This is a genomic window from Desulfuromonas sp. (genome assembly GCF_002868845.1).
GTDB lineage: Bacteria > Desulfobacterota > Desulfuromonadia > Desulfuromonadales > BM501 > BM501.
Window position 1 is genome coordinate 1 of record NZ_PKUB01000032.1, and the last position, 26,045, is coordinate 26,045.

Annotated in this window: 20 protein-coding genes and 1 pseudogene; 5 read left to right on the plus strand and 16 right to left on the minus strand. The window is 64.4% G+C overall.

Annotated elements, in window-relative coordinates:
- A pseudogene (locus tag C0617_RS09775) lies at positions 1–856 on the plus strand (BBE domain-containing protein); the annotation flags it as partial.
- An 8-nt stretch (positions 857–864) separates the two neighbouring features.
- Here C0617_RS09775 and C0617_RS09780 read toward each other — a convergent pair.
- A complete protein-coding gene (locus C0617_RS09780) occupies positions 865–1,473 on the minus strand; it encodes a SagB/ThcOx family dehydrogenase (protein ID WP_291316840.1) in 609 nt (202 codons plus the stop codon).
- A 267-nt stretch (positions 1,474–1,740) separates the two neighbouring features.
- Complete coding sequence (locus C0617_RS09785) at positions 1,741–4,263, minus strand: hypothetical protein (protein ID WP_291316841.1); 2,523 nt, start codon at positions 4,261–4,263, stop codon at positions 1,741–1,743.
- A 430-nt stretch (positions 4,264–4,693) separates the two neighbouring features.
- Here C0617_RS09785 and C0617_RS09790 point away from each other — a divergent pair, with 430 nt between their 5' ends.
- Positions 4,694–5,059, plus strand: a complete 366-nt coding sequence (locus C0617_RS09790) for a translation initiation factor Sui1 (RefSeq protein ID WP_291316842.1) — start codon at positions 4,694–4,696, stop codon at positions 5,057–5,059.
- A gap of 178 nt (positions 5,060–5,237) precedes the next feature.
- Here C0617_RS09790 and arsB read toward each other — a convergent pair whose 3' ends face one another.
- The gene (gene arsB / locus C0617_RS09795; RefSeq protein WP_291316843.1) at positions 5,238–6,317 is read right to left on the minus strand and encodes an ACR3 family arsenite efflux transporter; all 1,080 of its coding nucleotides are present in this window, start codon (positions 6,315–6,317) and stop codon (positions 5,238–5,240) included.
- Positions 6,318–6,803: 486 nt separating this feature from the next.
- On the opposite strand from arsB, the gene C0617_RS09800 reads away from it, so the two are divergent.
- Positions 6,804–7,718 (plus strand): DUF362 domain-containing protein, encoded by a 915-nt coding sequence (locus C0617_RS09800; protein ID WP_291316844.1) that lies wholly within the window; start codon positions 6,804–6,806, stop codon positions 7,716–7,718.
- Positions 7,715–9,277, plus strand: coding sequence for a 4Fe-4S binding protein (locus tag C0617_RS09805; RefSeq protein WP_291316845.1), 1,563 nt, complete (start codon positions 7,715–7,717; stop codon positions 9,275–9,277). Before C0617_RS09800 ends, C0617_RS09805 begins: the two co-directional genes overlap by 4 nt.
- Before the next feature lie 471 nt (positions 9,278–9,748).
- Here C0617_RS09805 and C0617_RS09810 read toward each other — a convergent pair whose 3' ends face one another.
- The 9 genes from C0617_RS09810 to C0617_RS09850 all read right to left on the minus strand — a co-directional run bounded on the left by C0617_RS09810 (position 9,749) and on the right by C0617_RS09850 (position 20,203).
- Positions 9,749–10,471: a GGDEF domain-containing protein gene (locus C0617_RS09810; protein ID WP_291316846.1), complete on the minus strand. Its 723-nt coding sequence runs from the start codon at positions 10,469–10,471 to the stop codon at positions 9,749–9,751.
- Positions 10,472–10,760: 289 nt separating this feature from the next.
- Positions 10,761–11,684: an MBL fold metallo-hydrolase gene (locus tag C0617_RS09815; protein ID WP_291316847.1), complete on the minus strand. Its 924-nt coding sequence runs from the start codon at positions 11,682–11,684 to the stop codon at positions 10,761–10,763.
- Positions 11,685–11,926: 242 nt separating this feature from the next.
- Entirely contained in the window at positions 11,927–12,592 is a 666-nt protein-coding gene (locus tag C0617_RS09820; RefSeq protein WP_291316848.1) for a YkgJ family cysteine cluster protein, read from the minus strand.
- 6 nt (positions 12,593–12,598) lie between these two features.
- Positions 12,599–14,374, minus strand: a complete 1,776-nt coding sequence (locus C0617_RS09825; RefSeq protein WP_291316849.1) for an ATP-binding protein — start codon at positions 14,372–14,374, stop codon at positions 12,599–12,601.
- A gap of 43 nt (positions 14,375–14,417) precedes the next feature.
- Positions 14,418–15,110 (minus strand): response regulator transcription factor, encoded by a 693-nt coding sequence (locus tag C0617_RS09830; protein WP_291316850.1) that lies wholly within the window; start codon positions 15,108–15,110, stop codon positions 14,418–14,420.
- Positions 15,111–15,238: 128 nt separating this feature from the next.
- A complete protein-coding gene (locus C0617_RS09835) occupies positions 15,239–17,881 on the minus strand; it encodes an ATP-binding protein (protein WP_291316851.1) in 2,643 nt (880 codons plus the stop codon).
- 56 nt (positions 17,882–17,937) lie between these two features.
- A complete protein-coding gene (gene fetB / locus C0617_RS09840) occupies positions 17,938–18,723 on the minus strand; it encodes an iron export ABC transporter permease subunit FetB (RefSeq protein ID WP_291316852.1) in 786 nt (261 codons plus the stop codon).
- Entirely contained in the window at positions 18,720–19,496 is a 777-nt protein-coding gene (locus C0617_RS09845; RefSeq protein ID WP_291316853.1) for an ABC transporter ATP-binding protein, read from the minus strand. The genes fetB and C0617_RS09845 overlap by 4 nt, the downstream gene beginning before the upstream one ends.
- Positions 19,493–20,203, minus strand: a complete 711-nt coding sequence (locus C0617_RS09850) for a uracil-DNA glycosylase (RefSeq protein ID WP_291316854.1) — start codon at positions 20,201–20,203, stop codon at positions 19,493–19,495. The genes C0617_RS09845 and C0617_RS09850 overlap by 4 nt, the downstream gene beginning before the upstream one ends.
- Positions 20,204–20,411: 208 nt before the next feature.
- On the opposite strand from C0617_RS09850, the gene C0617_RS09855 reads away from it, so the two are divergent.
- Positions 20,412–21,323 carry a zinc dependent phospholipase C family protein gene (locus C0617_RS09855; RefSeq protein ID WP_291316855.1) on the plus strand — a complete coding sequence of 304 codons (912 nt, stop codon included), beginning with the start codon at positions 20,412–20,414 and terminating at the stop codon, positions 21,321–21,323.
- Between the two features lie 21 nt (positions 21,324–21,344).
- On the opposite strand, the gene coaBC is transcribed toward C0617_RS09855, so the two are convergent.
- The 4 genes from coaBC to C0617_RS09875 form a co-directional block, all read right to left on the minus strand.
- Positions 21,345–22,541, minus strand: a complete 1,197-nt coding sequence (gene coaBC, locus C0617_RS09860; RefSeq protein WP_291316856.1) for a bifunctional phosphopantothenoylcysteine decarboxylase/phosphopantothenate--cysteine ligase CoaBC — start codon at positions 22,539–22,541, stop codon at positions 21,345–21,347.
- Positions 22,542–22,616: 75 nt separating this feature from the next.
- Positions 22,617–23,249 (minus strand): MBL fold metallo-hydrolase, encoded by a 633-nt coding sequence (locus tag C0617_RS09865; protein ID WP_291316857.1) that lies wholly within the window; start codon positions 23,247–23,249, stop codon positions 22,617–22,619.
- The gene (locus C0617_RS09870; RefSeq protein WP_291316858.1) at positions 23,239–24,411 is read right to left on the minus strand and encodes an HD domain-containing protein; all 1,173 of its coding nucleotides are present in this window, start codon (positions 24,409–24,411) and stop codon (positions 23,239–23,241) included. Before C0617_RS09870 ends, C0617_RS09865 begins: the two co-directional genes overlap by 11 nt.
- Positions 24,412–26,001: an FAD-dependent protein gene (locus C0617_RS09875; RefSeq protein ID WP_291316859.1), complete on the minus strand. Its 1,590-nt coding sequence runs from the start codon at positions 25,999–26,001 to the stop codon at positions 24,412–24,414.
- Between the last annotated feature and the right edge of the window lie 44 nt (positions 26,002–26,045).

Here is a 26,045-nt window from a genome sequence, read left to right on the forward strand (position 1 = left end):
CGATCAGGACCCTGAGCTATTCTGGGCGATTCGCGGCGGCGGCGGGAACTTCGGAGTCGTCACCCTGTTCGAGTTCCGTCTGCACCCGGTCGGCCCCGAAGTTTTCAGCGGACTCGTCGTCTATCCTTTCGAGCAGGCCAGGGAGGTCCTGTACAGGTACCGCGAATTCGTCGAGACTTTGCCCGACGAGTTAAGCGTCTGGGCCGTATTGCGCAAAGCGCCCCCCCTCCCCTTCCTTCCCGAGGAGGTGTATGGCAAGGGCATCGTCGCCCTGGCCCTGTTCGGCATGGGGGATGCCAAGGAGGCCCGCAAGCGGCTCGACCCGGTCCGTGCCTTCGGCCGCCCCTACGGAGAGCACCTGGGGGTCCAGCCCTACACTGCCTGGCAGCAGGCCTTCGACCCCCTGCTCACACCCGGGGCGCGAAACTACTGGAAGTCCCACAACTTCACCGAGCTCAGCGACGGGGCCATCGACACCGTCATCGAGTACGCGGCCAAGCTGTCATCGCCCCAGAGCGAGATCTTCATCGGCCTGCTCGGCGGCCAGGCGAGCCGGGTGCCCCCCGAGGCCACCGCCTACGCCCACCGGGACACCCAATTCGCCCTCAACGTCCACGGCCGCTGGGAAGATCCGGCCGACGACCAGAGGTGCATCGCCTGGGCGCGGGAGTTCTTCAAGGCGACCACCCCCTATGCCGCCGGCGGCGTCTACGTGAACTTCATGACCTAGGAGGAGACCGACCGGATCGCCGCCGCCTACGGGCCCAACTACGAGCGCCTCGTCCGGGCCAAGACGAAGTACGACCCGGAGAATTTTTTCAGCCTCAACCAGAACATCAAGCCTTCGAACGAATAGCCGGGCCACTAGACCTTCCCCACCGGGGCCATGTAGAGGGTGAATTCGTCTTCGCCGTCGAGGCCCAGCAGCCGATCCATTCTCTCCTGGTGGTACGCGGCGATGGCGCAGGTGCCGCAGCCGACGGCCTGGCTGGCCAGATAGAGATTCTGGCAGACGTGGCCGGCGTCCATGGCGATCACCCGGTGGGCCGCGAGACCGTAACGCCATTCCATGCGATAGGGTACCGTCGCCCACACGAAGACCACCGGCGCCGCCGCAACGAATGTCTGGTTCAGTGCGGCCAGGGACAGCTCGGCCTGGAGGTTGACCCTGCCGCCCTCGAAGACGAGGGCATGGTCCACCGGAAGGTAGCGATAGACGCCCGGCGCCAGGCCCCCGACACTTGAGACAACCAGGTAGGTCTCGAAGGCGTGGCGGCACCCCGCCGAGGGGACGACACGGTAGGCGCATCCGGGACCGACGCTCTCCCGGATGCCCTGGGTGCTCCAGAGCAAAAAGGCCAGTTCGGCCAGGGACAGTTGCTCGTCCTTGAAGCGGCGGTGACTCTTTCTATTCCCAATCGCCGCCACCAGGTCGGTCCCGGCAAAAGAACCCCAGGCCTCCCTGCCCGGCAAGGGAATTTTATCCTGGTCATTCCGGGGCGGTTTTTGCAGCGGCGGCGGCCCGATCCCCCGGTTCTGATCGGTCGCTGAAAAGTCCAAGGTCAAGCGGAGCGAATCCTTGAGAAAGTCCCGATATGTCTTTGTCTCATCGTCAACCATAGGCCTTGTCCGTTGAGAAGGGCTCGGTTGCAGGGGCGACATCGCCCCCTGCACTTCCATTGATGGTCAAAGGCCCGGCTCAATAGAGCCGGGCCTTTGAGATGGGCGGTTAGGGGAGAATCAGTTCAGCGGGTGACAGAGGCTGCAGTCGGTCTCCCCGTCGAAGGCCGTGTGGTCGATCGCCTCCGTGGGACGGACGCCCAGAACCTCCATCTGATCGGCGCTGAGTGGCAGGACGTAGTTATCCAGCACGTGGAAGATGTCCGGGCCGGCCTCGAAGAACTTCCGTGCGCTCCCCGGCCCAGCGGCCGGGTCGACCAGGTCGACGAAATCGAAGAGGAGCAGGCCGTTGGGGTCGGGGGGAACGGGAATAACCCCCCGCGGGGGCTGCCAGGTCGCCCCCATCTCACTGGCCGGCACCTCCGCGTCCGCGGCGGCGCCCCAGCCTACGACCTGGAAGGGGGTGCCCCCAGCCAGATCCGTTGCCGTCTGGGTCCAGTGGCAGCCCAGGCAGGTCAGGGCATCGCTGCGGGTAATGGCGTGGGCGTAGTACGGCGCGATAGCCACGAAGGTGATCCCCTGGTCGTCCTCGCCCGGGAATTCGGCGGAGGTGACGTCCCCGACGAGAGTCTGCATGCTGCCGGGGTAGACCATCGTCGTGCCTCCGGCGTCGAGAACGCGGTTCACCAGGTAGCGCCACGACTTGCCCGATTCGGGCGGACCGCCGAACTTGGCGCTGGCGAACTTAGCGTGGAACACGGTGCCGTCGTTGATCGCTTCGTTGTCGAAATGACAGTTGTAGCAGGTGACGACGCTTTCCATGTGGCAGGCCGAGCAGGTGATGTTTCCGGCATGCTCGGTATGCTCCAAGGTCGTGCTGGCCGTGATGTCGTGACAATCCCGGCAGTCGGCGGTCAGGGCGCCCTCGTCGAACATGGTGGCGGGCTCCACGCCGGTGACGCCGTGGATGTCGCTGAGCTGGTGGCAGTCGGTGCATTTGAAAGCGCCGTGTACGTCCTCCAGGCCGATCGCCGCTTCCGCCCCCAGCCGGCCGTGACACCCCTTGCAGGTGTCGTTGGGGACGTTGGCCCCGGCCGCAGGGTTCTCCGTGGCGTGGCAGTCGCGGCAGACGGGGTTGCCGGGCCAGACGTCCTCGAACCCTTGTCCGGTGATGGCGTCCCACGGGCCGTCGTCGGTGCCGTTGTGGCAATCGATGCACGGCAGGTCGGCATAGGGCACCGTCACGAAATTCCCGAAGCCCTGCTGCAGCAGGGAGGAATCCGTCGCGCCGAGGCCGTCGTTGTAGAAGGTCTCCTTGCCGTTGCGCGTGCCGTGCAAGCTGGTGTTGAACCAGCCGAGCTTGTCCAATTGCGCCTGGGTAAGCGGCCTGACATAAGCGTCAAGCAGATGGATCTGGTCGGCGCCGCGCTTGAAGAGTACCCTCGGACTCGAAGAGGTAGCGGTCGGAGTCAGGGGCGCTGCGGGGTCGACCAGGTCGACGAATTCGAACTTCAGCGCCTGCGCGTAGTCGGGGGGTACGGGGATGATCCCCTTGGGTGGCTGCCAGGCCGTGCCGAGGGTCAGCCCTTCGTCTTCGCGTTGCAGGGGAACCTCTTCGCCCTCTGCGCCCTTCCACTTCACCACGTCAATGATCCCCTCGTCCACATACTGCTGCATCGCCGCGCTGGCGTGGCAGTCTTCGCAGGTCACCGCGTTTTTCTGGATCGAGTGGCTGTAGTAGGGGCCGATGGCCACAAAGCCGACCCCCGCTCCGTCGTCCTGGCCGTCGAGGGCCGCCTGGTCCGCCATGAGCGACTGCATGCTGCCGGGGTAGATCTTGGTGTTGCCCGCCCCGTCGATAACGCGGTTGACCAGGAAGCGCCACGCCTTCTCGCCGGCGCCGCCGAACTTGGCGCTGGCAAACTTGGAGTGGGTAACGCTGCCGTCGTCGATCCCCTCGTTGTCGAAATGACAGTTGTAACACGCCACCGCTGTCGTCATGTGGCAGGTGGAGCAGTCCATGCCGTTCATGTGACCGGCAGTGTGAAAGTCGTTCACCCCCTGCAGCTCGCCTGCATCGTGGCAATCGCTGCAGGCGGCGTCGATGGCGCCGAGTTCGAACATGGTGGAATAGGCGTTGCCGTCACCGTGTACGTCGCCGCTGGTGTGGCAGTTCATGCAGTCGAAGCCGAGTTGGTCCATGTGATAGTCGGTCAGGCCGAGGCTGATCTCTGTCGCCTGGCGGCCGTGACAACCAAGGCAGGTATCGGGCATGGCCACGTTGCCCTTTTCCGGCTCGCCGTCGTGGCAGTCCTGGCAACTCGGGGCGCCGGGCCAGGTGTCGGTGAAGGAGTCGAGAGCCGGATCGCCGTCGTTCTTGCCCTGGTCGCGGGTATCGTGACAACCGACGCAGGGAAGATCGTCGTACGGCACGTTGACAAAGTTGCCGAACCCCTCGACCGGGTCGTTGAACCACGTCTCCTTGCCCTGGCGGGTGTTGTGGAGGCTGGTCTCGAAATTCTGCTCGATCTTCTTCGTGCCGTCACCACCGCCATCGCCGTCACCGTCGCAGCCGGTGGCCAGGGCGAGTGCCGCAACGACCACAAGGCACAGCAAACGTCTCCACATCTCCAGCTTTTTCATTACGCCTCCTCCTTCTTGCGCCGGCACCCAGTCGCCGGACCGATTCGGCCGCTCGAAGCGGCTTGCGTTACTGACCGGCCCAATTTTCACAAGATGAATAACGGGCCCAGGGTCAGGGAAGGAACGGTGCAAGTTTAACAAGGGAACCGGGAAGGGCAAGACAATGGGTAGAGCTTTCTAATCCGGCTACGCTTTGTCCGAACCGGGTCCAATGTGCTGCGAAGCTTGGCATAGGACAGGGCAGCACGGGAGCCTGAGATCAAACCCGGCCCTTCGCCCGTTCAAGCCGTAAAGCCGCAAAGGAAAAAATTCAGGCCGGATGGATCTGCCTCAAAATGAGTTGCCCCCGAATCGATAGACAAGAGGGCCACGAGGCCTGATAATGGGCGGCAGAGATTCAACGGAGCATCGACCTGCGAAGGGAAATAAGATGAAAAATCGAAAAGTCAGCGACCAAGGCCCGGTCTATTCGTCCGAACACGGCCGCATGTGCCCCGGCTGCGCTCAGCCGGCCAAACGGTGCCGGTGCCTCAAGGAACAGGCGCCCCCCGCCGGCGACGGCGTCGTGCGTGTCGCCCGCCAGACCAAGGGGCGCAAGGGCAAAGGGGTGACCTTGATCACCGGTGTTCCCCTGGCCGGTGACGGGTTGAAGGAATTCGCCAAAAGGCTCAAGCAGAGGTGCGGCACCGGCGGCACGGTGAAGGACGGGGTCATCGAAATCCAGGGGGATCACCCGGAGGTGCTGATCGAGGAACTGAAGAAGGAGGGGTGGACTGTGAAGAAGGCGGGAGGGTGAACCTCAAGTGCGCATTCGAGTCATTTTTAGCCTTGGTTGCCCGAAGGAAACCGGCGGCCGGGGGGTGCTCTGCATATTACATTCAGTAACCCCGCAGTCCTATCGAAAGAGTGCCTTTCGAAAGCTGGCTCCCAACGTCTATCGTCGCAAGCCGATAACCGTTCCGGCAGCAGGGCCTCTACCCGATCTTTTGTTCCATCCGTGACTCCCCATCCCTTCCGAAATAGCGCTTTTTCAGCCAAAATGCGACATTGACAAGCCCAATCAAAGCCGGGACCTCCACCAGGGGGCCAATGACAGCTGTGAAGGCTATGGCTGAATTAAGCCCGAAGACAGCGACAGCGACAGCAATGGCAAGCTCAAAGTTGTTTCCGGCGGCAGTGAAGGCTACGGTGGACGTCTTGGAATAATCGGCGCCCACCTTTACCCCCATCCAGAAACTGACCAGAAACATCACAGCGAAGTAGATCAGCAGGGGGATGGCGATTCGGATCACATCACCGGGGATGGTGACGATCAAGTTCCCCTTGAGACTGAACATAACAACGATCGTGAACAGCAGAGCCACCAGGGTAATGGGACTGATGCGCGGGATAAAGACATTCTGGTACCATTCGCGCCCCTTCAGGGGGATCAGTGAGCAGCGCGTGGCAATCCCTGCGATGAAGGGAATGCCCAGGTAGATGAAGACGCTCCTGGCGATCTGCCCGATAGTCACATCGACCACCGCCCCTTTCAGGCCCAGCATCGGCGGAAGGACGGTGATGAAGAACCAGGCGTAGAGGCTGTAGAAAAGGACCTGAAAGACGCTGTTGAATGCGACCAACCCGGCGCAGTAGTCGGTGTCGCCCCTGGCCAGTTCGTTCCAGACGATGACCATGGCGATGCACCGAGCCAGGCCGATCATGATAAGGCCGACCATGTATTCGGGGTAGTCGTGAAGGAACGCGACGGCCAGCACGAACATCAGAATCGGCCCGATCACCCAGTTCTGGACCAGCGAAATCCCCAGGATGCGCCTGTTGCGGAACACCTCGCCGAGTTCCTCGTAGCGGACCTTGGCCAGGGGCGGGTACATCATCAGGATCAAGCCGATGGCGATAGGGATGTTCGTCGTGCCGACCTGAAAGGCGTTGATGAATTCCTCGACCCCGGGGATGAGGTAGCCGGCGCCCACCCCGCAGGCCATGGCGGCGAAAATCCACAGGGTCAGATACCGGTCAAGAAAAGAGAGCTCCTTGCTTATACCTTGGGACATAAGAGTTTCTCCGAGTTTGAAAACGCAGCGTTCCCAATGCCCGTTCGAGATCTGTTTCTTGAACCACATCCCCCACCTGGCCCTTTGCCTTGCCGGGCACAAAGGTCATGACGATGGTCTGAATGGTCCCGGTTTCTTTATTTAACAAACCTTTTCATCTCCTCTTTTCAACCCCCAACCATAATATCCGCATCTGCCGGGTTTGTCAGAAAGGGCCATGAAAAAGGAAGCTGATTTTTCATGGTCAGAACATATCCGCGTCGGGGGATATGGCCAACCTCCTCCTGCCGGGTCAATTCCACCGCATACGATGCCATTCCTCCCCGACGGCGAGGGCCCACCCGCACCATCCCGCCACCTCAAAGCCCCCCCCCGCCAGTCTCCATTGCAAGCCGAACCCAAATCGGCCCAAACTCTAGTAGACTGAAACTTTGTCCGTAATCGTTTCGATGTCCCCTCCCCCCGGCATGACCAAAAGGAGGCTTTATGGACCGCCGCCGTTTCCTCAAGGAGGTCGCCCTCTGGACCGCGGGGCTCTCCCTCGCCGTTCCCCGCTTCATGATTCCGACCGCAAATGCGGCAACTCCCCAGTCCGCCCTGGCGGTCGCCACCGGCAAGGACTACGGAGCGCTGACCGCCCGGGTACTGGAGCCGCTCGGCGGGATCACGGCGTTCGTCAAGCCGGGCGAGGCGGTGGTCATCAAGCCGAACATCGGTTGGGACCGCACCCCCGAGCAGGGCGCCAACACCCATCCCCTCGTCGTCGCTGCCCTGGCCCGGCTCTCTCTGGAGGCCGGCGCAAAGGAAGTGAAGGTCTTCGACCGCACCTGCAACGAAGAGCGCCGCTGCTACCAGAGGAGCGGCATCCGCCCCGCCCTGCTCGCACTCGACGACGGGCGGGTCAGATGCGAATACATCGACGGCCGCAAGTTCGTACCGGTCGACATCGTCAAGGGCAAATCGATCAACCGCTGGAAGTTCTACGGGGACGCCCTGGAGGCCGACTGCTACATCAACGTGCCGGTCGCCAAGCACCACGGGTTAAGCGCCCTCTCCCTCGGGCTGAAGAACACCATGGGAGTGATCGGCGGCAACCGGGGCAAGATTCACCAGGACATCGGCCAGAAGCTGGCCGACCTCGGCAGCGTCGTCCGGCCCCGGCTGACGGTGATCGACGCCACCCGGCTGCTGCTGCGCAACGGACCCCAGGGAGGGGATGTGAACGATGTCAAGATCAACGACATGCTCATCGCCTCGGCCGATCCCGTCGCCGCCGACGCCTACGCCACCACCCTGTTCGGGATGAATCCGGACGCGATCACCTCGACGGTGGCGGCTCACGGCATGGGGCTCGGGCAGATCGACCTGACCAAGGTCAAAATCGACGAAACGGCCCTATGAAGGGCAAATCTAAACCCCCGTGGATCACGTGGCGCCGGCTGAGCCAGGTCCTCTTCCTGCTCCTCTTCTTCATCCTCTTCATCAAGACCGACTACAACGGCACCGACGAGATCCCCTACGCGGTCAACATCCTCTTCCGCATCGACCCCCTCGTCGCCGCCGCGGCGATGCTCGCGGCGAAGGCCGTCATCGCCATCCTCCTCCCCGCCCTGATCGTGGTCGCCCTGACCCTGCTGCTGGGACGCGCCTTCTGCGGCTGGCTCTGCCCGATGGGAGCCCTGATCGACTTCTGCCGCCGCTGGATCAGGCCTAGGGCAAATCAGCCGCGGCCGGGCCTGCGGCGGATCAAGTACGTCCTGCTCGCCCTCGTCCTGACCGGGGCCTTCTTCGGCCTTCCCGTCGTCGGCTATTTCGACCCCTTCTCGATCCTGGTGAGGGGATTCGCAACCTCCGTTTATCCCGCCGCGAACGGGGCGGTCACCGAGTTCTTCACCGTCACCTACAAGTCCGCCCCGGCCTGGGTCAACGCCGTCACCGAACCGCTCTACGCCCTGCTCAAGGCGACGATCCTCCCCTTCAAACAGAAACTCTTCACCCTGAGCCTGCTGTCGCTGGCGATGCTCCTGGCGGTCTTCGCCCTCGAGAAACTCGAACGGCGCTTCTTCTGCCGGAACCTCTGCCCCCTCGGCGCCCTGCTCGCCCTGAACAGCTGGTTCTCCCTGATGCGCGGCCGGGCCGCCGACACCCGGTGCGGCGACTGCCGGCTCTGCGAGCGGATCTGCAGGATGAACGCCATCGACGGGGAAAAGCGGATCTCCCCGGAGGCCTGCATCCTCTGCATGGAATGCGTCGATCGCTGCCCGCAGGAAAAGATCGCCTTCGGCTTCGACCGGCCCGCGCCGAAACCGGCCTTCGCCGGGATGCCCCGGCGCACCTTCGTCGCCGCCCTCGTCTCGGGGGCGGTGCTGCCGGCCTTCCTGAAAACCCGCACCATCGCCGCAGTCCCCCCGCCCGAACTCGTCCGCCCGCCCGGCGCCCTGCCCGAGCCCGAGTTCCTCGGCCGCTGCGTGCGCTGCGCCGAGTGCATGCAGGTCTGCATCGGCAACGCTCTTCATCCGGCCTTTCTCGAGGCGGGAATGGAGGGGGTCTTCACCCCCCGCCTGATGGCCCGGGTCGGCTACTGCGAATACAACTGCACCCTCTGCGGCCAGGTCTGCACCACCGGCGCCATCCGGCCCCTGCCCCTGGCCGAAAAGCAGAAGACCGTCATCGGCCTGGCGATCATCGACAAAAACACCTGCCTCCCCTTCGCCAAAGGGGTGCCGTGCATCGTCTGCGAAGAGCACTGCCCGACCCCGGACAAGGCGATCAAGTTCCGCATGGCGACGGTGCTCAACGAGCGCGGCGAGAGCGTCCGGGTCAAGCAGCCCTACGTCATCGACCGGCTGTGCATCGGCTGCGGCATCTGCGAAACCCGCTGCCCGGTCGCGGGCCGGAGCGCCATCGTCGTCACCAGCGCGGGGGAGTCGCGGCATCCTGAGATTGGTGGGGGATATTAGGCCTTCGGAAAGCCCAAGAAGTCAAAAAGGGGATTGGAGAACACATCTATTTTTCAACAACTTATTCAAAGAGCCTAAGTTTGCTTTGTCATTTCAAGACAATGCGTACTATAGCCTTCGCTCATGAGCCATGATTTTTGACGAAGCAATGGATGAGGCAAAATGCGCCATAGCTTTAAGATTGTGGCGTTTTTTCTTAAAGCGCCCCCGTCCTCACGAATGATACCAGCGGCTAGACCCTGGAAATTCCGCATTGAACCGATGAAGAACCAGATTGATACGACATATTTTAAAGTAAATATTTAACTTCAGGGACGTTCCCCTTCCTGTCTCCATCTTAAAAATTGGTCGGCTTACGAAGACGCTACGCGCCTTGCCTGGCGCACCAAATAAAAGAAGGGCGTCCAAATCGGCCGCCCTTCGTCGTTCCATGTTCCCGGACAGGACTTTCCTCCCCCGGCCGGAAAAAACTCATTCTTCCTCCCGCCTCTCGGCGAAGATCCCCATCAGCCCCTCCTTCTCCTCCGGGCTGACCTCTCCGACAGCACCGTAGGGCGGGTGACGGACGCAGTTGCGCCCTTCCCGCTTGGCCTGGTAGAGGTAGCGGTCCGCCGCCTCGACAAACTCCTCGATCGTCGCTTCCTGCAGGGCGCCGTAGACCTCGATGCCGAAACTGGCGGTTAGAGGGACCGACCGGCCGTCGTCCTGCAGGGGCGTCGCCTCGATGGCGGCACGCAGCCGCTCGGCGAAAACGAGGCTGCCGGCGAGATCGGTACCGGGCAGGACGATGGCGAACTCTTCGCCCCCGTAGCGGCAGGGGATATCGAGCTGACGCGCCGAGTTGGTGATCAGCCCGGCGACGTGAACGAGAGCGGCGTTGCCGGCCTCGTGCCCATAAGTATCGTTGATTTTTTTAAAATGGTCGAGATCGAGCATGACCAGGGCGGTGGGCAGAGACGTGCGGCGGGTACGCTCCATCTCCGAGCCCATGACATCGATAAAGTGACGGAAGTTGGCGAGCCCCGTCAGCGGATCGGTATGGACGAGTTCGGACAGCTCGCCGAGTTTCCGCTGAAGCTCGGCGATTTCATCGAGAACGTCGCACCCTCCCTCCCCGACCGGACATTCGGCGGGAACGGAAAACGACTCGTTCAGGAGAGGGTCCTGCATGTTCTTCTCGGCTTGACTGCCCATGGTGCTCAATCCATCGCTATTGGAAAGAAATCGCCTTAAGATAACATGATCAAACGGCCCGGCCTACCAAAAATTCCCATCTACTTTGCACCCTTATGGAAGAAGGGGATATTTTTTACGTTCTCGGCCTTTCCAGCGGCCGGAGAAGCAACGTGGCATTAATCCAGATCGGCCTCACGCCCGTTCGCATTCGTTCGCTCAAGCCGCAAACCTTCAAAGAGAAAGATTGAGATGAGAAACCGTCGTTCCCGTTCCATGTTGCCGGTTTCAGTCGCATAGCCAGAGAGGACTACCCGAATTCCGGCAGCGCCCCCCTCTCCTCCTCGGAAAGGCTCTCCACGTATTCGCTCATCCCCCGCAAGGTGTTGCCGAAAAAGACCCTCTCACGGGCGTAGATGTCCGGCGCAAGCTGGCGGATGTTGCGGAAGTGCTCATCGCACTCCAGAAGCCATTCGAAGAACGCCTCCTCCCGCCGGATCCCCTCTTCCCCTCGCGTCTCGGCGACCCCCCTGACCCACAGCTGGAGCTGGCGGCGGCCGATTCGCAGGTAGTCGAGGGCCGGCTCGACCAGGCCGTAGTGGGCGATGACCAGGGCTCGCGGCCGCAGGGCGATCATGCGGTCGATGGAGTCGAGGGCGACGGGCAGGATGAAGCGCGGCGGGGTGGCCGGCCGCATGTAGATGCCCTCGGCCACGGGAGCGCGAACACCTGCCACCTCGCCGCCGAAGAGGAGGTCCCCCTTCTGGTAGCAGGCGTGGTGCTGGGCATGGCCCGGGGTGAGATAGGCCCGCACCCCGCTCGGCCCGATTTCCTCCTCGAAGCCGATCTTCTCCGCCGGCACCGGGACGATCTCGCCGTAGGCCTCGGCCGTCGCCCCGAGCACCTTGAGCGAGCCCTGCCAGAGTTTTTCGGGTGAAACCATGTGCCGGACCCCGTCGGGGTGGCAGATCACCCGCGCCTCGGGGAATTCCTTCAACAGGGCGCCGGTTCCCCCGGCGTGGTCAATGTGAATGTGGGTCAGCAGGATGGTGTCGAGCCTCTCGACGCCCCTGCGGCGCAGTTCGCCGACGAGACGGGGAATGGTCGAGAGGGGGCCGGGATCGACGAGAAAGGTGCCGTCTTCCCCGCGGTAGAGCCAGGCGCTGATGAATTGGCGAAAGCCTTCGAGAGCGGGTTGATCGAGGTCGATGCAGGCCAGGTTGTCGAGGTTCATGAATTCTCCCCTGTCGGTTCCCGACCGATGTGCGGGCCGGATTAAAAGAGGGATTCTGGCGCGGCACCGGCCCTTCTGTCAAGGGGTTCCATCGGTGTCTGCGTGACCTCCTGCGGTTCACGACCGGGGACTGGCTGCTTTGAGGGTTTTCAAAGCTGCCTGTCCCCCTTGCCCCTGCCGCCCGAACACCAGGCTGCTTCCGGGGACAGGCACCTGCGGAGCCGGTCCCCTCACACGGGACACTAGACTTTCCGGCGGGGAAGAGAGTCGGCGGACGGCAGGCGAGAAAAATCGATAAAGAGGGCGGCGGGGATGAGGGTGTCGAGTTCCAGCAGGGGCCGGCCGAAAAGCTCCCGGGTGAAGGCCCCGAGAAGGTCGTATTCCGCGGCGAAGGCGCGGCGGAATTCCCAGCGCAGCCCCTCTTCGGAAAGGGGAACCCCACCGGGGAAGTTGCGGGTGCAGCACCCGTCGCTGAAGACCTCGCCGGAGAGGTCGATGTTGGGCAGGCCGTGCAGGCGGCAGGTGGTGGGACGATGGGCGTAGACGAGGCAGCGACCGTCGGCGCCGAGCAGGGGGCAGACCGTCTCGTCCTCCCCGGGGACCTCCCACTCCTCTTCGGGCAGGGCGTTGAGCAGGTAGGGGTGCTCGAAACCGGGCCAGCGGGCCTGCAGGCGGGCCAGGATCGGCTGCGCCCGCTTCAAGACCTCCCGCCGGGTCCGTTCCTCCAGCTGTCGAAAGCCCTGTTGCAGCAGGGCGGCGTCGAGAAGGGTGATGTCGAAGAGGGCCCGGCAACAGGCGGAGCACCCGGGACCGCAGGCGATTTTCTCCGGGTACCGGGACTGGCAGCGCCCGAACCAGGCGTCGATGTCGCTCAGCAGCGTTCGGTAACGGAGCAGGATTTCTTCCATGACAGTTCAGGCCTCGGGCAGGACGATGGTGAAAACGCTTCCCACGCCCGGGGTGCTGTGGACCAGGACCTCCCCGCCGTGGACCTGGGCGATGTGCTTGACGATAGAGAGGCCCAGGCCGGTTCCTCCGAGCTGGCGGCTGCGGGCCTTGTCGACCCGGTAGAAGCGCTCGAAGAGCCGGGGCAGGTGCTCGGCGGCGATGCCGCTTCCCCAGTCCTGGACCTTGATCATCACCTTGCCATCCAGCAGGGAGGCGTCCACCACCACCTTCCCCCCCGGTTCGCTGTGCTTGACTGCGTTGGTCAGCAGGTTGAGGACCGCCTGCTCGAGCAGGAGGGGATTGACCCGCCCCTGAAGATCGGGGGCGCAGAAGAGGGTCACCTGGAGGTCCTTCTCCTGAACCCCCATGGCACAGGCCTGAATGGCCGCCTCGAGCACCGGGCGAACGGCGCCGGCCTCCAGTTCAACTCCGCCGTGCTCGGCCCCCTGTTCGACCCGAGAGAGGTCGAGCAGGTCGTCGATGATGGCATTGAGGCGGTCGGCCTGCTTGGCGACGATCTCCACGAAGCGGCGGGCGTCCGTCGGTTCGTCCAGGGCCCCCTCGAGCAGGGTTTCGGCCGATCCCTTGATAGCGGTGATGGGGGTCTTCAGCTCGTGGGAGACGTTGCCGACGAAATCCCGGCGCAGGTTTTCCAGGCGGCGCAGGCGGGTGATGTCGTTGAGCACGACGAGCACCCCGATCTCCTTGCCCCGGCGGTCGCGCAGCAGGGTGCCGTGGGCCTGGAGGTGGCGCTCGTACTCCCCTGCGCCGAGGACGATGTCTTCTTCCAGGGCCTTGCGCCCCCGCAGGGCCCTGGCGATAAAGGCCTGCAGGTCCGCCTTGCGCACCACCTCCTGGAGGGCCCGCCCCTCCGCCTCGCCGGCCGAAACGCCGAGCAGGCGGGCGGCGGCCTCGTTGAGGCGCAGGATGCGTTCTTCGGCATCGACCGCGAGGACCCCTTCGACCATGCTGGCGAGCATCGCCTCGCGCTCGTTGCCCTGCCGGGCCACGGTGCGCATCCGGTCGTCGAGCTGGAGGGCCATCTGGTTCATGGCCTCGCCCAGCCTGCCGATCTCTTCGGGGCCGGAGACGGCCAGGCGCCGGTCCAGCTCCCCCCGGGCGAAGCGCTCGGCCCCCTGCTTCAGCTCCTCGAAGGGGCGCACGATGCGGCGGGAGACGAAGACGCTGACGAGGGCGGCGAGGACCGCCACAAGCACGCCCCCGAGGACGATCTTCAGGTAGACCCTTTTCAGGGTCCTGTCGATGGCGGTCATGGGCAGGGCGGCGCGAACGAACCCGGCCAGCCGGCCCTCCTCGGAGACCGGCAGGGCCGCGTAGAGCATGTCCTTGCTGAGGGTGTGGCTGTAGCGCTGGGAGAACCCGACCTTGCCCGCCTGGGCGGCCCCGATTTCGGGCCGGTCGGCGTGATTGTCCATGCGGCCCGGCTCTTCCACCGAATCGCCCAGCACCAGCCCGGCCGGCAGGATCACGGTCAGGCGGGTCCCGGTGTCGGCGCCGAGCTTTTTGCACAGGGTATCGACGGCTGGCCGCTGAAGCGGGTCGAAACGGCCCGCCATCAGGGGAGCGACCAGGCGAGTCCTGGCTTCGAGGTCGCCGGCGGTCCTCTCGAGATGGAAGTCCCGCAGGGCCCTGGTGACGAACCAGCTGACCAGCAGCAGGGCCACGAGGGTGATAATCAGGTAAGAGGGATAGAGGTACCAGAGGAGACGTTTGCGGGCCATGGAAAAGTCGGGCCTTCCGGTGAAAGGGTCTCGGGGTCGGACGCTACTCCTTGAAGCGGTAGCCGACCCCGCGGACGGTTTCGATGTTCTTTCCGCAGGGGCCGAGCTTCTTGCGCAGGCCGACGATCTGCACGTCGACTGCCCGCTCGGTCACGGCGTAGTCCTCCCCGCGCACCGCGTCCATGATCTGGTTGCGGGTAAAGACCCAGCCGGGACGACCGGCGAGCAGCAGCAGGACCCGGAACTCGGTATAGGTCAGATCAACCGGCATCCCCTCGGCCCGCACCTCGTTGCGCCCGGGATGGATCGACAATCCGTGAATCTCGACGATTCCGGCCTCGTCCGCCGCTTCACGCTCCCGCTCGCGGCGGCGCAACACCGCCTGGACCCGCGCCAGGAACACCTTGGTGCTGAAGGGTTTGGTCACGTAGTCGTCGGCCCCCTGCTCCAGGCCGGCGACCACGTCCGCCTCCTCGCCCTTGGCCGTCAGCATGACGATGGGGATTCCGGCGGTCTTCTGGTCGGCTTTCAGGCGGCGACAGACCTCGTGGCCGTCGATGCCGGGCAGCATCAGGTCGAGCACCACGAGATCGGGTTCCTCGCTGCAGGCCGTGGAGAGGCCCTCCTCGCCCGATGTGCGGGACGACACGGAGTAACCCTCCCGGGCGAGGTTGTAGTGGATCAGAGCGAGGATATCCTCCTCGTCTTCGATCACCAGGATATGTTCTTTGCCCATAGGGTCCCCTGCTCCGGGAAATTAACGAAGACGCTTATTTTAAACCCAATTTGTTAGGGTTCTGTTAAATGTCCCGGAATAATCGACAGGCATCCGGGCTACCGGCCCCGCGGAAACAGAGAACCGGGTCAGGCCGCGCCGCGGTCGCTAGGGAGAGTCAGAAAGACCGTGGTCCCACGCCCCTGTGCGCTCTCCACCCGGATCTTCCCGCCGTGCCGTTCAACGATGTGCCTGACGATGCTCATCCCGAGGCCCAGGCCGCCGATGGCGGTATTGGAACTGTCGGCACGGTAGAACTTGTCAAAAACCCGCCCGACCTCTTCGGGGGACATCCCGATGCCATCATCGGCCACGGCAATTTCCACCCCGTTCTCGACCCCTTTTCCAACAACCCGAACCGCGCCGCCCTCCGGGGAATATTTTATGGCATTGCTCAGAATGTTTTCGAAGACCTGGACCATTTTGCCCCGGTCCAGCGGGACCTTCTCGCCCTCCAGTTCGTCCAGGTCCAGCTCGATGGGATGACGGGATGCGCTCACGCGAAAATCCCCCGCGACCTTTTCCACGAGGCCGGCCAGGTCGCAGGGGGCCATCTCCATGGGAATCGGCTTGCCGGCTTCAATCCGGCTGATGTCGAGAAGGTCGTCGGTGATTTTCCTCAGGGCCTCTCCCTTTTCATAGATCTCCGCCAGGAAGTCCCTTTTCTGCTCCGGGCTGAACCCGCCGAACTGCCCGGGGTCGAGGAGCAGTTCCGTAAAACCCATGAGAGAGGTCAGGGGGGTCCGCAGTTCGTGGGCCGCTGTGGAGATGAACTCGCTCTTGATCCGATCCAGCGCCTTGAGCTGCTCCTCAGTCCGCTTGCGCTCGGTGACGTCGCGGAAGAACCAGATCCGCCCCCAGAAACGGCCATCCTCTCCCACCAGCCCCCTGCTGTGGCGTTCCACCACCCGCCCGTACCGGAAGGGAATTTCCTCGCCGGCAACCTGCTCGTCGAGGTGCTCATACAGGTGCTGAATCCGCTCCTTGAAAGCGTCCGGGTCGCGCACCTGCGAGCAGGCGATTTCAATCACCTCCCGGTGCCTGTTAGATCGCATCAGGTCTTCGGGAACAGTCCACAAGTCGAGGAAATTACGGTTCCACCCCTTGATCCTGCGGTCCTGGTCGACCACCAGGATGCCGTCAGGAGATGTCTCTTGCTGGGTGGCGAGGAGGGCGTTGCGGTACTGGAGCTCCTCCTCGGCCTTCTGTCTCTTCAGGACATCCTTCTCGAGGATCTGAAGGGTCTGCTCCAGGGCAGCCTTCTGTCCCTGGAGCTGCCGGGTCTGGTCCTCAACCGTATCTTCCAGGGCGACGGCATACTCCCCTTCCATCTCCCTGGCCCTGCGGAGCCCAGCGACCATCTCGTCAAAGGAGCGGGCCAGGATGCCGATCTCGTCCCTCCGCCCGCTGTCCAGGCGCACCTCGAGGTCCCCTTCGCCAATCTTCACTGCCGCATCGGCGATCTCCTTCAAGGGATTCAGGAAAACGCGCTGGGAAAAGAGAACCGTGACCAGAACGGCTGCCCCGAGGAAGAGGAGAAGAACGAGGTAGACCAGCCCAACCAGGGTTTCGACACGCTGGGAGAGGGTGGACTTGAGATCTAGGAGGGGCGCGAGGAACACCGCCTCCGGAACGGCGGTCACCAGGTGCCACCCCGCGGAGTGCAGAGCGTGGGAGGAGACGACATGGGGCTCCCCCCCGAGGAGAAGCCGGGAGGTGTGGACCGGCGCGGCGAGGATTCTCTCCGCCAGGGCCCGCACCTGGGGCTGGCTGGAGTCGGCCAGCCCCGTCTCCAGCAGGTCGAGGGAGTTCTCAAGGGCCTCCAGGTTGGGATCGAGGCCGAAGTCCCCGAGCAGGTCCAGGGGGAAAGTAATGATTTTCCCCCGGCCGTCCAGGAGGAAGGAGAAGAGGCCCTCGGCCTTCAGGTCAGGGTGGAGGTGGGCCGGTCCCAGAACCTGCTCGAGAATGTTCTCCAGCGGAAGGTCGAGCCCGGCTGCCCCCAGGTAGGCCCCGTCCCTGCCGACGATTGGGGTGGTGACGGTCGTTATCAGGCCATGGTCGGCGTCGTCCTGGTAGACGGGGACCCAGAGGGTCTTCCGTCCGGGGTTGTTCCGCGGGTCGGCCATGACATAGTTGTTGGTGTCGCGCAGGTCCAGTTCGGAGACGGGGGGCAGAGAATAGACCCCCTCGAAGTTGGGGTAGTAGACCCCAAGGCCGGAGGTCATGATGAGGTGGCTGGCGGCGACTTCGGGGTTCTTTTCCCTGGCCTCGACCAGGGTCGGGGCGAGGGGAGCGAGGATGTTGATCTCGTCCTCCACCTGCCGCGGGATCGATTTTCCACCCCAGTAGCAGGTCATCACCGGCTCGCCGGGGTCGGTGTAGAAGATTCCGTTGGGGGGATACAGGGAGAGGTACTCGTCCGCCCTGATCGCCCTTTGCGGGGGGGAGCCGGCGCGGGCGTAGAGAAGCTCGGCCTGGCGGGCGATAAAGCGCGAATGGGCGGCGATCCGCTGGAAAACGGCCTCATACTTCTCGGCCCTCTCCTCGGTGATCCCCTCGAGGAATTCGTAGGCCTGCTGCTTGACCTTCTGCTCGTTCGCGGAAATGGCGAAATCCCCGAAACCGACCCAGAAATAGTGGTTCAGCGCGGAGACGAAGACGAGGCAGAGGACGAGCACCACAGAGAAGGCGAGGAGGAGCTTGAAACCGATCCTGTTCTGTATTTTCAGCATGGCAAATGCTTGAACATTGGTTTTTGATTTCCTCCTCGCGCGGGAAAGTCCCCGAATCAGGGCTCCCGAAGCTGTTGGGCAGAGGTGAAATAGCCCCGATAGCCCTGCAGGAGGATGAGAAAGGAGGTCAGGGCGACGCTCCCGGTGATGGCGCACATGATGGCGATCTGGTAGCGCACCGCGACCGCGGGGGCGGTCCCCGAAAGAATCTGTCCCGTCATCATCCCCGGCAGGGCGACGATCCCCATGGCGGCCATGGTGTTGACGGTGGGGATCAGGGCGGCCCGAAAGGCGCTGCGCAGCGCCGGCTGGGCGGCCTGGCGGGCGCTGGCGGCCAGGGACAGGGACGTCTCGATCTCCTCCCGCCGATCCCGGATCTCGGCGCCCAGGCGCTCGGCGGCGAGGCTCGCTCCGTTCATGGAATTGCCGATGATCATCCCCGCGAGGGGAATCAGGTAGCGGGGCGCATACCAGGGGGCGTAGCCGACGATGAAGGCGCAGAACAGGAAGGTCACCACCCCGCAGCCGAGAAAGATGGAACTGCCCACCACCCGGTAAAAACCGGGCATCCTGTCCTTCACCCGGGATGCGAGGACCTGAACGGAAAACCCGCCCATGACCAGCAGTATCAGGAGTACCGGCACCGGGCTGTCCAGGGCGAAGACCAGGTGCAGGACGTAGCCCACCGCCAGCAACTGGGCGACCATCCTCACCGAGGCCCAGAGCATCTGCCCTTCCCAGCCGAGGCGGTACAGGCGGCTGAGGCCTATGGCCAGAAGGATCAGGCCGTAGGCCAGGGCCAGGTCGGTCAACTCCAGAAGAACGATCGATTCGCCGCTCATGGTCGGCTCACCTCCTCCAGGCGTTCCGGCTGGGCCAGAAAGGTCCCGAGTTCCTGTGTCGCTGGGCGGTTCAGGAGCTGTTCCGCGGGCCCCTCCTCGAGGATCCGCCCGCCCTCCAGGTAGGCCAGGCGGTCGGCAATCCGCCCAGCCAGGCGCAGATCGTGGGTCACCAGGAGGACGGTAAGGTTTTCCCCGCGGCAGACCTCCCGAAGGGTGTCGGCCAGGCGGTCGGCGGTGGGCCGGTCGAGGGCGCTGGTCGGCTCGTCCAGCAGCAGCACCTGGGGCCGGGCGACCAGGAGACGGGCCAGGCTCACCCGCTGCTGCTGGCCGAGGGAGAGGGTGCGGGCCTCCCGCCCCAGAAACGGGGGCTCCAGGCCGCAAAGGTCGAGAACGCGATTGATGCGAAGATCTTCCGCCGGGGGAGGGGTCTGTCCCTGGTACAGGAAGGAGCGCTGCAGGTTGGCCAGGACCGATTCGGGGTACATGAAGGGCTTCTGCGCCATCAGCCCGACCCGCCGCCGCAGCTGAAGTGGGTCGAGCCGGAGGATGTCCTCGCCGCCGAGCATAATGCGCCCGCCGTCCGGGTCCTCAAGGCGGTTGACCAGCCGGATCAGGGTGCTTTTGCCGCCGCCTGAGGGTCCGACGACGGCCGTCAGTTCCCCGGGGCGGGCACTCAGCGACACCCCCTGGAGGATCGAGACGGGCTGGCCGTCGCTGCCGGACCGGGCCTTGCGCACATCCTCGATGGCCAGTGCCGCCCCGGCGTTCCTCATGGGCCGGGCTCCCGCTCCTTCCGCAGTCGCGCCATGACCTGCTTCAGGTCCTCCCAGACCTCCCGCTTGGCGGTGGGAGTGCGCAGCAGATAGGCCGGGTGGTAGGTCGGCATGAGGGGAATCCCCCCGTACTCGCGCCACTGCCCGCGCAGCTGCTCCAGGGGAGACCGGTCGCGCAGCAGGGACTGGGCGGCGACGGCCCCGAAGGCGATGATGAGCCGGGGACCGATGGCGGCCAGCTGCCGCTGAAGGTACGGCTCACAGGCGGCGATCTCATCGGCTTTGGGTTCGCGATCTCCAGAGGGGCGGCATTTCACCGCGTTGCAGAGGTAGACCTCCGAACGTTCCATGCCCATGGCGAAGAGCATCCGGTCGAGCAGCCGCCCCGCCTCGCCGGCAAAGGGCCCGCCCGTCTCGTCCTCCTCGCGGCCCGGGGGCTCGCCCACGAGAACCAGCCTGGCGCGGGGGTTGCCGGCGCCGAAGACGACGTTCTTGCGTCCCTTGCACAGGGGGCAGCGCCGGCACTCCTCCAACTCGGCGCGGATATCCCCCAGGGTCGCCTGGCGGCACAGGGCGTCGCCTCCCATGTCCACGCCCTTCACATCGGGCGGACAGGGGGGCAGTTGGGGGGGCAGGTCGGGGACGGCCAGCTCGTCCACCCCGAGGGTGTCGAGGTCCGCAAGGAGACACCGAACCTGGCGCGCCACATCATGCAATTCTTGAATGGGGTTATCTGCCATAACGCTTTACACGTGATTTGGGGTGAATTATGCTTTTACTGACCTGCCTGGCTCGAGTTTGTCCTTGATCCACCATAGGGTTTTGTCTTTTCCCCCCTCAAAGGGTTACAATACCCCAAGGAACACAAGGACAGCTGAACAGATCCCTTTTATTCAACGAAAGACACCGCAACCGATGGTTTATCTCGTTGCCCTGCTATGCATCCCATTGATCCTTCTGCCGGCCGAGTCCTGGGCGTGGGGGGTGGGTGTCCACCTGCAGCTCGGCTCCCACGTCCTGGAAAATCTGTCCGCTCTGCCGACGGCCCTGCAGAACCTGCTCGGGGCCTTCCCCCACAACTACCTGTACGGCTGCATCAGCGCCGACATCACCCTCGGCAAGAAGTTCACCCACTACCTCAAGCACTGCCACGGCTGGCGCATGGGCCGGAAAATCCTCGACGCCGCCGCAACCGACGCCCAGAAGGCCTGCGCCTACGGCTACCTGAGCCACCTCGCCGCCGACACCGTGGCCCACTCCTATTTCGTCCCCTTCAAAATGGTGCGCACCTTCAACACCGTGCTGCTCAAGCACACCTACTGGGAATTGCGCTTCGAAGCGGGCGTCCCCCCGGAGACCTGGGCCCTGGCCCGCACCATCGCCCGCAAGAGCTTCGAGGCCAACGACGCCTTGATGCGCAACGTGCTCTCGGATACCATCTTCTCCTTCAGCACCAACAAGCGCCTTTTCAACTCCCTGCTGCTTCTCAACCGGCTGCAGCAGTGGCAGAAAATGCTGCGCTCCCTCTCCGAGACCTCCAAGTGGTCCCTGGATGAGGAGGACCGGGACGAGTACCTGGGCCTGGCCCGCACAGCGGCAATGGACATCCTCAATCACATGGAAAAAAGTCCCTACTGGCAGTCCGACCCCACCGGCGAGCGGGCCCTCAACGCGGCCCACATGATCCGCAAGAACCTCAACCTGCTATGGCTCGACGGCAAGCTTCCCGAGGCGGAGGCCAATGCTATCCTGGCCGAGCTCAAGCCCCGCTTCCGACAGGGCATTACCCAGCCGGACCAGCTGCTGGAACTGCTCTCGGAGGTTTAATCGCCCGGGCGACGCGCTCCATCATCCCCGGCGCAGGCGGACGATCCGATCGAGGAGCCGGTGGGCGACCTCGTCCTTGGGCAACTGGGGCAGGACCTCCTCGGAGCCTTCGCGGGACAGCAGACGAACGATATTGGTGTCCACGTCGAAACCCGCTCCCGGTTGGGTCACGTCGTTGGCCACGATGAGATCGAGATTCTTCTCCTGAAGCTTCTTGCGGGCGTTTTTCACCAGGTCCGCCGTTTCGGCGGCAAAGCCCACCAGAATCCGCTCCCCCTTCATGCGACCGAGTTCGGCGAGAATGTCCGGATTCTTCTCCAGGGTCAGGCTCAGCGAGCCGGCGCCCTCCTTCTTGATCTTCTCCGCGGCGACAGTGGCGGGCCGGTAGTCGGCCACCGCCGCCGCCTTGAATATCACTGTTGATTCGGCGGCGAGAGCCACGACCGCCTTACGCATCTGAAGCGCGCTGGTCACCCCATGGACCTCAACCCCGCAGGGCGGCGCCAAGGCGGTGGGACCGCTGACCAGGATCACCCTGGCGCCCCGGGAACGAGCGGCGCGGGCGATGGCGTAGCCCATCTTTCCCGAGGAGTAGTTGCTCAGGTATCGGACAGGATCGAGTTCCTCCCGGGTCGGCCCTGCGGTGACCAGTATCGTCTCCCCGGACAGATCCTTGGGGGCGAAAAGCGCCACCGTCTCCTCGAGGATGGCCGCCGGGTCGGGCAATTTCCCCTTCCCCTCCCAGCCGCAGGCGAGCGGCCCGGTCTCCGGCTCGAGAAAATGGTATCCGAGATCCTGGAGCTTGTCCTGATTCTGCCGGTACAGAGGGTTCTCCCACATGTTGACGTTCATGGCCGGCGCGAAGAGCACCGGCGCCTTGGTCGCCATGATCGTGGTGGTGAGGAGATCGTCGGCGATCCCCGAGGCGACCTTGCCGACGAGGTTTGCCGTTGCCGGGGCCACCACGAAAAGGTCGGCCCGGTCGGCCAGGGAGATGTGACCGATCTCCCGCTCCTGGTAGAGGTTGAAGAGCTCGGTATGGACTGGATGGGTCGAAAGGGTCTGGAAGGTCAGGGGAGTGACGAATTCCTGGGCGTTTCGCGTCATCACGACGTGGACGTCGGCCCCCGCCTTGACGAAGAGGCGCAGCAACTCCACCGCCTTGTAGGCGGCGATCCCCCCGCTGACACCGAGTACGATTGTTTTTCCTGATAGCATGGCGCCATCCCTTTGCATAATACCGGAAGGGCGCAAGGCCTCCCGGAAGACGTGATGAAGGGAAAAGGTCCGGTGTCAGTCCGCTCCGATCCCGACGAAGGGGTTATCGCTCTTCTCCCGGCCGACCGTGGTGTCGGGGCCGTGCCCCGGGTGGACCACGGTCGCCTCGGGAAGGACCAGCAGGCGGCTGCGGATTCCCTCGACCAGCATGTCGTGATCCCCGCCGGGCAGGTCCGTCCGACCGACGGAGCCGGCAAACAGGGCATCCCCGGAGAAAAGGTGCCCCCCCCCGTAGAGAGAGATGCCGCCGGGTGAGTGGCCGGGGGTGTGGATGACCTCGAAGCGCAGCTGCCCGACCTCCAGGACCTCCCCGCCCCGAAGGGTCCGGGTCGGTTCGGGAGACGGGACCGTCTTCAAACCGTAAATGGCCGCATGCGTCGCGGCCTGGCGCAGTACGGGAAGATCATCCTCATGGATCAGCAGCTGCGCACCGGTCTTCTCCATCAGCAGGGCGTTCCCCCCGATGTGGTCGAAGTGGCCGTGGGTGTTGACGATCAGCTTCGGCTGGATGTTGTTGGCGCGAAGCGTCTCGATGATTCTTTCCCCTTCGTCCCCCGGGTCGATGACCATGGCCTCCCGGGTGGCCGGGCACGCGGCGATGAAACAGTTGACCTGCAGGGGGCCGACCGCAAGAGTCTCAATCAGCACTGTCGCCCTCCCCCTTGTCGTCTTTCGCTGCGAACAGGTCGAGACTCGAGCCCTTGAGCTGGTCCGCGAGGGTGAAGCTCAGATCCCCGCGCCCCTCCCGCGGCCGGCCCTTCTCCCTGGCCGGGGTCCTTTGGGGAGACGCCGCTGAAATGACGGGCTGTTGCGGCACGGGATCGACCACCGGCTCTGCCGCCGACTCGGGGGGCTGCCCCTCGGGGGAATCCCTGAAGAAGTAGCGGTCGTAGAGACGGTGATAGCTGGTCCAGGAACCGTTGTTCAGTGTCTCCTTTTCCATGTGGGTGCGCACGCCGTTGATCTTGGAGTCGAGATCGTCGAGGAAATTGAGGACCACCGCCTCCAGGGTCTTGGGCCGCTTGGGCGACCCGTACTCGTACTGTCCATGGTGGGACAGCAGAAGGTGCTTGAGGAGGGTGACCATCCTCCGGGGAAAGCCGGGAAGGGTTCTGACCTTTTCCTCGACCATCTCCACGCCCATCACGATGTGACCCAGCAGTTTGCCCTCGTCGGTGTAGTCGAAGGCCCGTCGGTAGGCCAGCTCCGCCACCTTGCCGATATCGTGGAGCAGGGCCCCGGTCACCAGGAGATCCCGGTTGATCCCGGGGTAGCGTCGGCTCACGTCATCGGCCAGGTCCGCCACCGCCAGGGAATGTTCCAGCAGCCCCCCCAGGTAGACATGGTGCATCGCCTTGGCCGCCGGGGCCTGGACGTACCCCTTGAGAAAGACGGCATCGGCCAGGAAGGCCTCCATGAGAGACCGAAGGTGAGGGTCCTGAAGACTGTCCACACGGGCCCTCAGGTCGGCCAGCAGCTCCTCGCTGCTGCGCCCGGCCACCGGCAGGTAATCGGCCAGGTCGGCCTCCTCCTCGTCGAGTCGCTTCACCCCCTGGATCACCAGCTGCATTTTGCCCAGGTAGACGCTGGCCTTGCCCTTGACCCGGATGAAATCGTTCTTCTCGAAGAGGTCTGCGAACTCGTCCACCCGGTCCCAGACCCGCCCTTCGACCTCGCCGGTCCGATCCATGAGCTTGAGGGTCATGTAGGGCTTGCCGTTCTTGGCCATGGCCATAATCTTATCCCGCACCAAAAAAGGGCTCTCCACCCAGTCCCTTTCCCGGATCTGCTCCACGTAAATCTCTTTCACCTATGACTCCTGTCGTCTGACTTGTTCCGCAACGTATTCCGCCGCCCGCAGGCCATCGAGGGCGGCACTCATGATTCCCCCGGCGTAACCTGCCCCTTCGCCCGCCGGAAACAGGCCGGGGTGAGACACCGACTGGCCGTCCTCCCCCCGGAGGATGCGAAGGGGAGCCGAAGTCCGGGTCTCCACCCCGACAAGGGTGGCCTCCCCGGTGACGAACCCCCGCAGGCGCCGGCCGAAAACCGGCAGCGCCCGACGCAGCCCGTCGGTCACAAAGGAAGGCAGGACTTCCTCGAGGGACGCCTCGCGCACCCCGGGCCGGCAGGTTGAGACCACGGGGCCTTCCCCCTGCCCTAAAAAAGAGAGCATGTTCTGGGCGGGAGCCCGAAAGTCGCCTCCCCCCGCCCGAAAGGCGGCCTGCTCCAAACGGCGCTGGAAATGAACCCCGTCCAGGGGGTCGGCTCCGGGGAAGTCCTCCGGTCCCACGCTCACGACCAGGGCGCTGTTGGAATAGTCCCCGTCGCGACGCCGAAAGCTCATCCCGTTGACCACCAGTCCGTCCGCCTCCGAGGCGGCGGTGATGCCCTCCCCCCCGGGGCACATGCAGAAGGAGTAGACCCCCCGCCCGGTCTCCCGGTCGTTGAAGGTCAGTCCGTATTCCGCCGCCGGAAGCCGGGGGTGGCTGGGGATTCCGTACTGGGCGCGGTTGATCAGAGCGGCGGGGTGTTCCACCCGCACCCCGACGGCGAAGGGCTTGGGCTCCAGCCGGACGCCGCTTCGCTGGAGCATCCGGTAGGTGTCCCTGGCGCTGTGACCGGGGGCCAGCACCAGGCTGTCGCAGGGGATCGCATCCCCCCCGTCGCACAGCCCCCCCCGCACTCGCCCGGAATCGGTGGCCAGGCCCGAAAGGCGGTTCTCAAAGCGCAGGTCCACTCCCTTGCGAAGCAGGGCCTTGCGAAAATTGATCAGAACCAGGCGCAGACGATCCGTGCCGACGTGGGGTTTTGCCTGGACCAGGATCTCCTCCGGGGCGCCGAAGCCGACCAGGGTCTGCAGCACCAGGCGGATCCACGGGTGGTTCAGGCGGGTGGTCAGTTTGCCGTCCGAGAAGGTCCCCGCCCCGCCCTCGCCGAACTGAACATTGCTGGCGGGGTCGAGAATCCCATCGGCCCAGAAGCGCCGCACGTCCCGAACCCGCGCCTCGACGGGCCGGCCCCGCTCCAGGAGCGTCACAGAGAGGCCGTACTCGGCGAGGCGCAGGGCGGCGAACAGCCCTGCCGGCCCCATGCCCACCACCAGAACCCGGTGGTCCCGGCCGAGAGGAAAGGCGCGGGGAAGCTCGGGCGAAACCGCTCGTTCCAGACGCTTGTTGCCCTTGTGGCGGCGCAGCAGGGCCTCCTCGTCAGGAGCGGTGAACTCCACGGTGTAGACCTGCCGCAGGCGCGGCTTGCGGCGGGCGTCGATGCCGCGCCGGACAACCCGAAACTGCCCCAGGGAACCCGGTTCGACCCCCAGTTCGCCGCCGACCCTGGCGGGCAGCAGTGATTCCTCCTCCTCGAGGCCAAGTGAAACTTCCCGCAATCTCAGGGCCATGACAGGCGCATCTCCAAACCGGGGGGGGCGGGACAGGACAGGAA

Coding starts and splice junctions, on each gene's coding strand:
- C0617_RS09815 (WP_291316847.1), bottom strand. CDS start 11,684: ATGAACCTCGACAACCTGGCCTGCATCGACCTCGATCAACCCGCTCTC.
- C0617_RS09805 (WP_291316845.1), top strand. CDS start 7,715: ATGAAGGGCAAATCTAAACCCCCGTGGATCACGTGGCGCCGGCTGAGC.
- C0617_RS09835 (WP_291316851.1), bottom strand. CDS start 17,881: ATGCTGAAAATACAGAACAGGATCGGTTTCAAGCTCCTCCTCGCCTTC.
- C0617_RS09800 (WP_291316844.1), top strand. CDS start 6,804: ATGGACCGCCGCCGTTTCCTCAAGGAGGTCGCCCTCTGGACCGCGGGG.
- C0617_RS09845 (WP_291316853.1), bottom strand. CDS start 19,496: ATGAGGAACGCCGGGGCGGCACTGGCCATCGAGGATGTGCGCAAGGCC.
- C0617_RS09790 (WP_291316842.1), top strand. CDS start 4,694: ATGAAAAATCGAAAAGTCAGCGACCAAGGCCCGGTCTATTCGTCCGAA.
- arsB (WP_291316843.1), bottom strand. CDS start 6,317: ATGTCCCAAGGTATAAGCAAGGAGCTCTCTTTTCTTGACCGGTATCTG.
- C0617_RS09830 (WP_291316850.1), bottom strand. CDS start 15,110: ATGGGCAAAGAACATATCCTGGTGATCGAAGACGAGGAGGATATCCTC.
- fetB (WP_291316852.1), bottom strand. CDS start 18,723: ATGAGCGGCGAATCGATCGTTCTTCTGGAGTTGACCGACCTGGCCCTG.
- coaBC (WP_291316856.1), bottom strand. CDS start 22,541: ATGCTATCAGGAAAAACAATCGTACTCGGTGTCAGCGGGGGGATCGCC.
- C0617_RS09820 (WP_291316848.1), bottom strand. CDS start 12,592: ATGGAAGAAATCCTGCTCCGTTACCGAACGCTGCTGAGCGACATCGAC.
- C0617_RS09825 (WP_291316849.1), bottom strand. CDS start 14,374: ATGGCCCGCAAACGTCTCCTCTGGTACCTCTATCCCTCTTACCTGATT.
- C0617_RS09875 (WP_291316859.1), bottom strand. CDS start 26,001: ATGGCCCTGAGATTGCGGGAAGTTTCACTTGGCCTCGAGGAGGAGGAA.
- C0617_RS09855 (WP_291316855.1), top strand. CDS start 20,412: ATGGTTTATCTCGTTGCCCTGCTATGCATCCCATTGATCCTTCTGCCG.
- C0617_RS09810 (WP_291316846.1), bottom strand. CDS start 10,471: ATGGGCAGTCAAGCCGAGAAGAACATGCAGGACCCTCTCCTGAACGAG.
- C0617_RS09785 (WP_291316841.1), bottom strand. CDS start 4,263: ATGAAAAAGCTGGAGATGTGGAGACGTTTGCTGTGCCTTGTGGTCGTT.